This is a genomic window from Acinetobacter sp. YH12219 (genome assembly GCF_013417875.1).
Taxonomy (GTDB): Bacteria; Pseudomonadota; Gammaproteobacteria; order Pseudomonadales; family Moraxellaceae; genus Acinetobacter; species Acinetobacter amyesii.
Genome location: NZ_VPDC01000039.1, coordinates 1 through 10,448 on the forward strand (window position 1 = coordinate 1; position 10,448 = coordinate 10,448).

Sequence of the window (10,448 nt, forward strand, 5' to 3'; positions counted from 1 at the left end):
ACTGAGGATCAGAAAGCTTGTTTGAATCGATGTATTTCATCCGCAGATTATGCACGAATGCTAAGAAATCCGGAGTGCAAATATTAACCAAAAAGAAGATCGTTTTTTGATTTATGAAAGAGATCTAATATATTGCTTAATTAATTGAACAGCCGCTCCATAATCTTGTTAAAGGTAAAATAATGTTTAAACAAAATCTAAATGTAAAAGACCAATTCGGTATCAAATATTCTATTCAGGCCACGGTTGAGCGCAATTTTAGTGCTAGCCAGTCTTGTTCCCATGTCAAATATATTACCGTGGATGGTGAAGATATTCGGCCCAGTTTTGAAATGTTTTTCCAAAGTACTTCTAGCGGAAAAATTTTCAAGATTATTTAAGTCGATGAACTACTCACAGCTAAAACAAAGCCAATAATATAAAAATATTTATATCTTATAGCTTTATATTATTTATAACTAATATAATAATTTTAAATTTCTAGTGGCTTAACTCGCCCTTAAAAGAGCGAGAATGCTCACTATATTTGTTCAAAATTTCAAAGCCATTCTTTGCTGTCATCGGCAACAGGTGTTCCATGCATCACATGCTGAATCATGGCATAAGCAATACTGCCCTTGAAGGGAATTTCGGGTAACTGATCAAACTTGAAAAATTGCGCGTCGCTCAGTTCATCTTCCTGAATCTGAATCTCACCCGAGTGATACTCTGCCCTGAAGGCCATCATCAGATTGCTGGGAAACGGCCACGGCTGGCTGGCCAGATATTGAATGTTTTTGATCTGTAGCCCCACTTCTTCCATCGTCTCACGGCGTACCGCCTCCTCCAGGGTTTCGCCCACTTCGACAAATCCGGCAATCAGGCTGTACATCTGGGTTTTGTTGCGGGCATTTTTTGCCAGCAGAATTTCATCTGTACCCCGAGTAATGATAGTGATCACACAAGGATTCACACGTGGATACTGGTTATAACCACAGGATGGGCAGACCATGGCATAGTGACTGACGTGCTGCTGGGTCGGGTGGCCACATTTACTGCAAAAGCGGTGATTACGGCGCCACTCGAGCAATTGCACAGCACGACTGGCTTGTTCAAACTGTGGCCTGCTCCAGACCTGCACCAATTGCCGGATCGGGACTAGTTGATAGCCTTCAGGTACTAATTCATTTTCTTTTAGATCCCGTGCAATGACTTGGCCATTTTCCGACAGATCCAGATCATGCTGCAGTCTTGCGACCAGCGGCAACTGAAAATGCTCATCCACCATTAATTGCTGCTGTCTAAAAATATACGCTTTTGAATGCATGCTCATGACATCCACTGATTAAAAAAAATCCCATACATGGGGGTGTATGGGACAAAACTAAGGAAACTTACATAGAGTAACTTCTCTTTAGATACTAAGCGCACGCTTCCTGAATTACAACCATAATAATTTGTATCTTTTTGATTAAAATCACATAATTTTCACAACAATTATGTCTTCAGGAATAATGCGAAGCGAATTTCATCAACTGGATGTAGCATTATAGAGATGAACACTCTGTTATTGTAGCAATCATGATTCATGTGCAATGTCAGCAGATCATCTGGTCGGGTTGAATTTACTGAACATGTGGACTGATCTGTGTTTTCACAAAAAATTGAACTGTCTGGCTTTACACTAGACTATCTTTGATCGGGTCTGGAAGGGCTATGCGTTTCGGTTTAATTTTAGGTGACCAGCTTCATCATCAGCTTGCTACGCTTAAAGCGCTAGACCGTACCCGGGATGTGATCCTGATGGCCGAAGTGGTTGAGGAAGCGACTTATGTCGCCCATCATCCGCAGAAAATTGCCCTGATTTTTAGCGCAATGCGGCATTTTGCCAAAGAGCTCAAAGCGGAAGGCTGGCGTGTACGTTACCATGCTTTTCAGTACGGCAGTCCGATTCGTAGCCTGCTGGATTTCGTACAGGCACAGCAACTGCTGTTCCCCGTCACAGAATTGGTAATGACCCGATGCGGGGAATACCGCCAGCAGCAGCAGATTGAAAAGCACTGGAGCCAGCAGCTGCAACTGCCGGTACAGTGTCTGGATGACGATCGTTTTTTCTGTAGCCCGGAGCAGTTCCGGCACTGGGCCAGCCGCTACCAGACGTTGCGCATGGAATATTTTTACCGGGAAATGCGTAAACAGACCGGTTATTTGATGCAGAGACAGCAGCCGCTTGGACAACAGTGGAACTATGACAGCGCCAATCGCAAGGCATGGTCAGGCACTCCACCATTGCCTCCAACACTTCATTTTGAACGCGATCAGATTGATCTGGATGTAATGCAAATGGTTGAGCGCGAGTTTCCGCTTCACGCTGGCAGCCTTGACAACTTCCGCTGGGCCACCACACGTAGCAATGCTCTGCTTGCACTGGAGCATTTCATTACCCACAGTTTGCCGCATTTTGGAGATTATCAGGATGCCATGGTTCAGGGTGCAGACATGCTGTTTCACAGCCTGCTCTCGCCTTATCTAAACTGTGGCTTGCTGCTGCCGCGAGAAGTCTGTGATGCCGCAGAAACGGCCTACTATGCCGGTCATGCACCACTGAATGCAGTGGAAGGTTTTATCAGGCAAATCCTCGGCTGGCGCGAATATGTCCGCGGAATTTACTGGCTGTACATGCCGGAGTATGCCAGCCGCAATGCGCTGCAGTACTCAACCCCGTTGCCACAATTTTACTGGACTGGCCGCACTCAGATGAACTGCATGGCTGAGTGTTTCCGTAATACTTTTCAGCATGCGTATACACATCATATTCAGCGTTTGATGGTGACTGGAAATTTTGCCCTGTTAACGGGTGTAGACCCGCAGCAGATCAGTGAGTGGTATCTGGCAGTATATGCCGACGCCTATGAATGGGTAGAACTACCGAACACCTTGGGCATGGTAATGCATGCCGATGGTGGCTTAATGGCCAGCAAGCCCTATGGGGCTTCGGGCAATTATATCCATAAGATGTCGGATTACTGCAAGCACTGTAGCTACAATGTCAAAACCCGTACCGAACCGGACAGCTGTCCTTTCAACAGCCTGTACTGGTATTTCATGATCCGGGATGAAGCGACATTCCGTACTCATCCACGTATGTGCATGATCTATCGACAGCTGGACAAGCTTAAAGATCGGCCTCAGATTATCAGCCATGCCCAGCAACTTCTTAGCCGGATTGATGAGTTATAAACCATGAAAAAACAGCATTTTCCTGAAAAAATCTGTATGCACTGTTTGCGTCCTTTTACTTGGCGCAAAAAATGGCAACGCTGCTGGGAGGAAGTCAGATACTGTTCTGAACGATGTAAACGTGAGTCCAGACAGCGGTCAAAATCAAACGCTTAGAAACGCTTGTATTGCCGTGAACAATAGGCCCGTATCACGTCGGGTGAACGCAGTTGCAGATGTTTGGTTTTTCGGCCGGTGACGCGTCCACGCCACATTTTAAAACTCGATGCTTTCATATTTTGCCGCATCAAGCGGATCACCGCCGCTTCATTTAAACCATACTCACATAAAATAGCTTCAAAAGGAGTTCTATCTTCCCAAGCCATTTCTATAATTCTGGATAAGTCCTCTTCAGAAAATTGATTCATACCATTCTCGTTTTTAATCATCACGAAGCGTCAATAAGCTTTATCGACTTTAATCTGACTAAAAGAATAACAATACAATCATGAATTTTTTGTGATTTTTCTCTAGTTTACGGACTCAGCACGAATAAAAGGGCTAGTTAAACTAGCCCTGTTAAGTCTTAGTTACCTCTATAAGTCGAATATCCATAAGGACTTAAAAGTAGAGGAATATGATAATGGCTGACACTTCCATCTACCTTAAAAATTACAGGAACTTCAGGAAAGAAAGTATCTTGCTTATTTTTTTTAAACCAGTCCTCAGTTTTAAAAGTAACTTTATAAATACCGGCTTCAAGCTTCTGATTTTCAGGAAACAATCCAGTAATACGGCCATTAGGACCAGTATATTGCTGATTTAACTTCACCCATTTATTCCCAGTACTTTTTTCGAGTACCACTTCGACTTGAGCTGAGGGTAGACCATTTTCTAGATTCAACACATGCACACTTAAAGGGTTAGTTTGTGCGAAAGTCATTGAGGTCAACAATAGTGTTGAAAGTGGCAATAATTTTTTAAACATGATGAATTCCTTAAGGATTGAAAATAGACTTAACAGCTGTTTCAGCGCAGTAATGGTCATTTTTTGCACCCCCTGCTCCGGCAACGCCAATGGCACCGACCACCTGATTTTCATAACTCACAGGTAGGCCGCCACCCAACAGCAGTAGATTAGATAAGGTGGTTAAATTTTTTGCATCCTTGTTTTCATTGGCATTTTGACTTAACAACATAGTCGCCGTTTTGGTCGATAAGGCGGTATAGGCTTTCTTTTCAGCTGCGCCCAAATTATGCGGTCCGACAGTTTCATGCCTGTTTGCCATTAACGTATTTCCGCCCCGATCCACCACCACCACAGCGATATTGTGCTGTATTTTTTGACACGCAGTCACCGCAGCATCCGTAAGAGTTCGTGCTGACTGAGAATCAAGTGAATAAACTTGATTGAATTGAACGGATTGTGCAAAAGTACTGCTACTCATCAGCATTACTGTTGCAATAAGCCCTTTGAGTTTGTTCATCATGATTGCCCTGAATTAAGTTTTAAAAATCTTATACAACCTGAATGATTTGAAGGATGACAATCACATTACAAAGTTGTCATCTTTAAAATGAGTCTGAACAAAATGTGTATTCTAATTATCGAAGATGAAGCGAAGATCGCCTCATATCTGGTTAAAGGGTTAAATGAATCTGGCTATGAGGCGCAATGCGTCCATTCAGGACTAGAAGGTTTGGAAAAGTTAAAGATGCATGCATATAGCCTAGTCATATTAGATGTAATGTTGCCCGATATTGATGGCTGGGCAGTCCTGAAAGTCTTGCGACAATTTTCCCAAATTCCGGTCATTTTTCTTACAGCAAAAGATCAGGTGATTGATCGGGTCAAAGGTTTGGAACTGGGCGCCGATGATTATCTGGCCAAGCCTTTTTCTTATATTGAATTACTGGCCCGAATTAAAAGTCTACTTAGGCGCCAGCAGTATGCACAGGAAAACCAATTAGAAATTGCCAATCTGAAATTGGATTTGATCCATCATAAAGTCTGGCGTAACGAGCAGTCGATAGAACTCAGTAGAAAAGAATTCAACCTTTTGCGCTTTCTGCTGCGCCATCCGAATGAAATTATTACGCGCAGGCAAATAGCTTCTGAAGTCTGGCAGATCAATTTTGATACCGATACCAATTTTATTGATGTAGCGGTAAGGCGTTTACGTAGTAAAATTGATGAGGGACATGATATAAAGTTAATTCATACTGTTCGCGGTTTGGGCTATAAAATTTCGGCAGAGAAATAATGTTGAAACCGATTCGTTCGCTAGAACTCCGATTAACACTCTTGGTTACAGGGTGTGCTGCAATGGTCTTGTGCGGTGTAGCATTTATGACCTATCTGGGTATCAACCAGATTTTAATTGCTCAGCAAGATAGGGCTTTGATTGAGCGAATTGAGCGACTGGAAATATTACTACAAGACAGTAGCAATATTGAACAGATTATCGCTCGCCCGAAGCTGTATCAAAACATGTTGGGAAATCAGGATAATTTGTTTTTATTGATTCAGGGTGATCAGGCGCTGATCAGCATTAATCCTCTTGGCATTCCTCTACCTGAATTTACCCATCAGCCCCAAATTCAATTCCAAGATTTATCGGCGCATGCTTATCCCACCCGCATTGCCTGGAAAACTATTCAAATTAATCGCCAGCCGTATCTGTTAATTGCAGGCAAACAGTGGTCTGAACGTTTAGGCATCATTGCACCTTTTCAAAAGAGCCTTGTCATTTATGTTTTCACAGGTATCTTGGCGATTTTCATACTCTGTGCCATTGCTAGCCGTCTGGGATTGAACGCATTAAGAACTCTGCGAGAACAAACCCATGCCATTAATATTCAGCAACTTGAGCAGCGACTCAATCTGGTTCATCCCCCTCAAGAGATTGAACAACTAGCATCCGATATCAACGCCATGCTTGACCGTATTGAAATGGGATATAGCCAACTGAATCGCTTCTCTGAAGACATTGCCCATGAATTTAGAACCCCATTGAATAATTTAATCGGGCAAACCGAAATTTTACTCATGAATGAACGTAGTCCCGCACAGTATCAGGAACTCTTGATTTCCAACTTGGAGGACTATCAACGTTTAAAACGAATGATTGACAGCATGTTATTTCTCGCCCGCGCAGATGCACACAAAGTTTGCTTAAACAAACAGAAGATTCAACTTCAATCATTTATAGAAAATATATTCAGTATTTTCGAGTATCAAGCTGAAGAACAACACTGCAATTTTGTTTTAAGGCTTGAAGCGACTGAGCTATCGGCAGATCCTGAACTGTTACAACAAGCGCTGTATAATCTAATATTAAATGCGCTCATTCACGGCAGCAATTACCGAACTATTTATGTGCTTAGCCACAGAAAGAACATTAATAATATGCAGATGATTACATTATCTGTGATCACCAGTGGTTTGGAAGTTGCTCCTGAGCATTTGCCTCATCTCTTTGAGCGTTTTTATCAGTGCAGTTCCAGCAGACAAAGCCCTCATCAAACGGGTGGTTTAGGCCTATCGATTGTGGCATCTATTATGACGCTTCATCAGGGAATGTATCAGGCAGTCAATAGCGCAGAAGGCATCTGCTTTGAACTGCTGTTCCCAGAAGAGTAACCCACATTCGCACTCATTTCATCTCGTGTTTGGAATCACTCTGAATTCTCCCATCCACCAGATTAATGGTTCTATCACAGGTTGCCGACAATCTAGGATCATGAGTCACCAAAAGGACTGCACAGTCATGTTCGCGATGTACTTTACGAAATAATTCAAACATTTCCGCAGCAGTTTGAGTATCCAGATTACCTGTCGGCTCATCGGCCAACAATAGCGCAGGCTGAGTAATCAGTGCACGTGCAATCGCCACACGCTGCTGCTGCCCCCCAGAAAGCTCATTCGGTTTACGGTCAGCGAACTTATCTAAGCCAACGGCGGTCAATAATTCATGGGCATATTGCAACGCAAATTGATCTGGCTTGCCTTGCTTCAGCATTAATGGCATGAGTACATTATGTAAGGCAGTAAAAGCCTGTATAAGATGATGGAACTGAAACACAAAACCTATACTATTGCCTCGTAATGCTGTCCGAGCCGTATCATCCATACGGCTTGTAGCCTGCCCCAACAAGTACAACTCACCACGACTAGGCTGATCTAATAAGCCGAGAATATTCAGTAAAGTACTTTTGCCTGAACCAGAAGGACCAATTAATGCAGCAAAGTCATTCCGTTGAATACACAGGTCAATTCCATGTAATACCTCCACTTCATTAGGCTGCCCAACATTGTAAGACTTTCGCAATGCTTCTAAACGCAGTACTTCCTGAGATGGATCAAACATGACGAATTGCCTCCACAGGATCAAGTGCAGCAGCCCGACGGGATGGTATTGCAGCAGCCAAAATACCTGTCACTGTCGCCAAGAATAATGCCGACAAGATAAGCTTGATTGAAATCGAAATATAAAACAAGCCGGGACCAAACTGATTAAATCCCCAGATCAAACCATAACTGACTACACTACCAAGCATCGAACCAAGCAGACCAAAAATTGCTCCCTGAAACAAGAAAACTCTTAAAATTTGTGCTTGTGTCGCCCCCGTCGCACGTAAAATACCGATTTCCCGAGTCCGTTGCACCACACTCACCGACATCACACTGGCAATGCCAAAAGCGACTGAAATCCCTACAAAAACAATAATCATGTTTGTAGAAAGACTTTGAGCGGTAATCGCATTCATTAATTGAGCATTGGTTTCAATCCAGCTTTCTGCTTTTAAGCCAGTTAGGCGTCCAACTTGTGAGGCAACTTGATCCGCCTGAAAAATATCTTGGATCGTCAGATCAATCACGGTCACCCCACCCGGCAAATTAAGTAAAGATTGCGCCTGTTTCAAATCCAGATAAACATAGCGCGCATCCAATTCACGCACACCCAATTCAAATATTCCAGAGATGTTCACAACTGCATTTTTCTGTTGCCCGGTATCTAATCTTAATTTGCTCCCAACTTGCACACCCAAATCTTTGGCTAATTGACGCCCAATTAATACATTATCCGCACTGACCTGTAATTCACCACTCACCATATATTGCTTCAACGGAATAATCTGTTGATAACGTTCAAGGTTGATACCAACCAATGCAATAGATTGAATCGCATCTCCGCGCTGTACAAATGCAGGGCCTGAGACCACAGGAGAAACCGCAGTCAACACCGGTAAATGATCTAAAGTCCCAGTAATCTCCTGCCAATTATTAATAGAACGTAAGCGTTGTGCACGCTTATCTTCTTGTAACAACTGAAGTGTTCCTGCTGCTGGTGGCACAATACGATTCACCTCATCTGGTGAGAGCAAACGAATATGCGCCTGTGTCCCTAAAGTTCTTTCTACAATATTCGATTGTAAACCCTGAATTAAGGCGCTAATGAACACAATGACGGCTACCCCCACCGCGACGCCAATGGTAATCATCATCGACTGTGTGCGACCCTCTCGCAAAAAACTGATTGCGATGGTCCACTCGGTCCAAAGTCGCCTAAAAAAGTTTTTCAATCGAATTTCACCGGTAATTCATTTTTGCTATTTTTCTGATCCGTTTGACTCTGGAAAACAGGTTTAGTTTTCTCTATTCGGACACGAGTTCCATCTTTAAGCACTGATTCTGCATCGGTAAGGACGTGATCACCTTCTTTCAATCCAGCTACAACTTCCGACATGACCAAACCACGTAAACCCAGTGTGATGGGATGACGTTGAATTTTTCTATCTCTTACTAAAATGACCATAGCCTTGTTGCCACTTATACTGCTTAAAGCATCATTTGGAATGACCAAGGTTCGCTCGCGCTTGTTGGTTTCAACATTTACCGATACCGTCATGTCTTGACGCAGAAAACCTGGGACTGGATCAACTGTTAATCGGACGTCTACTGTGCCACGTTGAGCATCAATACTTGGAGCAATAAAATTAATATGGGCAGGAAAAGATTGATTTGGATAGGCATCTGCAATCACTGCGGCTTTTTGTTGTAAAGCCAACAGTGGTAAATTTCGTTCATCAAATGGCACTCGTATTTCAGTCGCACCATCCAGTGCAATAGTGAAGAGAGTCTGACTCGGTTGTACCAGATCCCCTGGCTCAACATTACGCGTTAAAATAATACCTGAAACTTCTGCACGAATTTTGGTCTTGGCAAGTTGCGCTTGTAGTGCAGCGAGTCGTTCGCGTAATTTTGTCTCTTCAACTTTATTTGGGGCAAGTGAAGCAACTTTTAATCGAGCTGATTCCAAATTATTACGGGCGAGTCTTTCTGCCTCTATCGATTTCTCCCTTTCCTCTGCTGATAATATTCCTGATTCGGTATTTCGTCTGCGTAACGTCTCTCTTTGAGCCTGTTCTAATTGTACTTTGGCATTCGCTAAATCAACTTCTGCTTGCGGGCGTCTAGTGGTTTCGAGTTCTTTTAATTCAGCTTCTGCCTGCCGCACTTGCGCTGAAATTTCATCAGATTTCAGTACTAAAAGAATATCCCCTCGAGAGACCCGATCTCCCTCTTGAACCAATCGCTCAAGAACAACCCCTGTAATTTCACTACCAATCTGAGTCCGAGATACTTTCTCTACCCGTCCTGAAGCGACAACTGTTTGAATCAATGGACTAGATACGACTTCATAACTAGGCAGCAATGGTCCTTGCCACCAGCGATATGTAGCAAAACTGACAGCTAAAACCAGTAGTATGATCATGATCCAAGGCTTATAGCGAATAACAAGCAATTCCATTCTCCAAGCCAGATTAAAGAAAAGTTTTTGAATCGAATAATTAATGTCTAGTTAAATATATATGAAAATTTAGTTACAACACACCAAATTAAAAAAGCACACCATTTTTATTAAATTAATTTCTCTTACTGTTATAATTTTTTCATAATATTGATTAAAAAAACAAACAAACAAACAAACAAACAAACAAAAATAAACCTATATTTTTATATATTTCAAAATCTTATATGAAATAATAACACGTTTTAGACTTTAACATTCCAGCTATCAATAACGTAATACATAGCCATATTTAGTAAAGTAGCTGTGATGGCGTCAATTGAACTCAACTCCTAAGCTATTGATTTAGTGAACCATAAAGTCAATAGCGTTTTACCTGTACCCATTTTTTACCCAAATTAGATTTAGCGCATTGAATCACAAAATTTATTTTGT

The 10,448-nt window shown here is 42.4% G+C and carries 12 protein-coding genes; 5 read left to right on the forward strand and 7 right to left on the reverse strand.

Annotation, left to right across the window (positions count from 1 at the left end; all coding sequences use genetic code 11):
• The first annotated feature begins 182 nt into the window (after positions 1-182).
• Positions 183-380, forward strand: coding sequence for a hypothetical protein (locus tag FTV04_RS15915; protein WP_168405434.1), 198 nt, complete (start codon positions 183-185; stop codon positions 378-380).
• Between the two features lie 158 nt (positions 381-538).
• Here the strand turns inward: FTV04_RS15915 and nudC are convergent, their stop codons facing one another.
• Entirely contained in the window at positions 539-1,312 is a 774-nt protein-coding gene (gene nudC / locus FTV04_RS15920) for an NAD(+) diphosphatase (RefSeq protein WP_179994246.1), read from the reverse strand.
• 383 nt (positions 1,313-1,695) lie between these two features.
• On the opposite strand from nudC, the gene FTV04_RS15925 reads away from it, so the two are divergent.
• Positions 1,696-3,219, forward strand: coding sequence for a cryptochrome/photolyase family protein (locus tag FTV04_RS15925; RefSeq protein WP_180090348.1), 1,524 nt, complete (start codon positions 1,696-1,698; stop codon positions 3,217-3,219).
• Between the two features lie 36 nt (positions 3,220-3,255).
• Entirely contained in the window at positions 3,256-3,375 is a 120-nt protein-coding gene (locus tag FTV04_RS15930; RefSeq protein WP_236162469.1) for a DUF2256 domain-containing protein, read from the forward strand.
• Here the strand turns inward: FTV04_RS15930 and FTV04_RS15935 are convergent.
• The 3 genes from FTV04_RS15935 to FTV04_RS15945 all read right to left on the reverse strand — a co-directional run bounded on the left by FTV04_RS15935 (position 3,372) and on the right by FTV04_RS15945 (position 4,685).
• The gene (locus FTV04_RS15935; RefSeq protein WP_078194347.1) at positions 3,372-3,626 is read right to left on the reverse strand and encodes a TIGR03643 family protein; all 255 of its coding nucleotides are present in this window, start codon (positions 3,624-3,626) and stop codon (positions 3,372-3,374) included. The two genes, FTV04_RS15930 and FTV04_RS15935, sit on opposite strands and share 4 nt — an antisense overlap.
• Positions 3,627-3,784: 158 nt before the next feature.
• Entirely contained in the window at positions 3,785-4,186 is a 402-nt protein-coding gene (gene uraH / locus FTV04_RS15940; RefSeq protein ID WP_004981585.1) for a hydroxyisourate hydrolase, read from the reverse strand.
• Between the two features lie 10 nt (positions 4,187-4,196).
• On the reverse strand, positions 4,197-4,685 hold the full coding sequence (locus tag FTV04_RS15945) for a heme-binding protein (RefSeq protein WP_171263817.1): 489 nt from the start codon (positions 4,683-4,685) through the stop codon (positions 4,197-4,199).
• A 105-nt stretch (positions 4,686-4,790) separates the two neighbouring features.
• Between FTV04_RS15945 and FTV04_RS15950 the strand changes: the two genes are divergently transcribed.
• Together FTV04_RS15950 and FTV04_RS15955 are read left to right on the forward strand one after the other, a co-directional pair.
• Positions 4,791-5,462, forward strand: a complete 672-nt coding sequence (locus tag FTV04_RS15950; RefSeq protein WP_005177241.1) for a heavy metal response regulator transcription factor — start codon at positions 4,791-4,793, stop codon at positions 5,460-5,462.
• Positions 5,459-6,841: a heavy metal sensor histidine kinase gene (locus tag FTV04_RS15955; protein ID WP_180090354.1), complete on the forward strand. Its 1,383-nt coding sequence runs from the start codon at positions 5,459-5,461 to the stop codon at positions 6,839-6,841. The genes FTV04_RS15950 and FTV04_RS15955 overlap by 4 nt, the downstream gene beginning before the upstream one ends.
• A 13-nt stretch (positions 6,842-6,854) precedes the next feature.
• Here FTV04_RS15955 and FTV04_RS15960 read toward each other — a convergent pair whose 3' ends face one another.
• From FTV04_RS15960 to FTV04_RS15970, 3 genes are read right to left on the reverse strand one after another with little or no spacing between them, the layout of a single operon-like run.
• Positions 6,855-7,568 carry an ABC transporter ATP-binding protein gene (locus tag FTV04_RS15960; RefSeq protein WP_180090350.1) on the reverse strand — a complete coding sequence of 238 codons (714 nt, stop codon included), beginning with the start codon at positions 7,566-7,568 and terminating at the stop codon, positions 6,855-6,857.
• Positions 7,561-8,784: an ABC transporter permease gene (locus FTV04_RS15965; RefSeq protein ID WP_180090352.1), complete on the reverse strand. Its 1,224-nt coding sequence runs from the start codon at positions 8,782-8,784 to the stop codon at positions 7,561-7,563. Before FTV04_RS15965 ends, FTV04_RS15960 begins: the two co-directional genes overlap by 8 nt.
• On the reverse strand, positions 8,781-10,007 hold the full coding sequence (locus FTV04_RS15970) for an efflux RND transporter periplasmic adaptor subunit (protein ID WP_180090356.1): 1,227 nt from the start codon (positions 10,005-10,007) through the stop codon (positions 8,781-8,783). The genes FTV04_RS15965 and FTV04_RS15970 overlap by 4 nt, the downstream gene beginning before the upstream one ends.
• Positions 10,008-10,448: the final 441 nt, after the last annotated feature.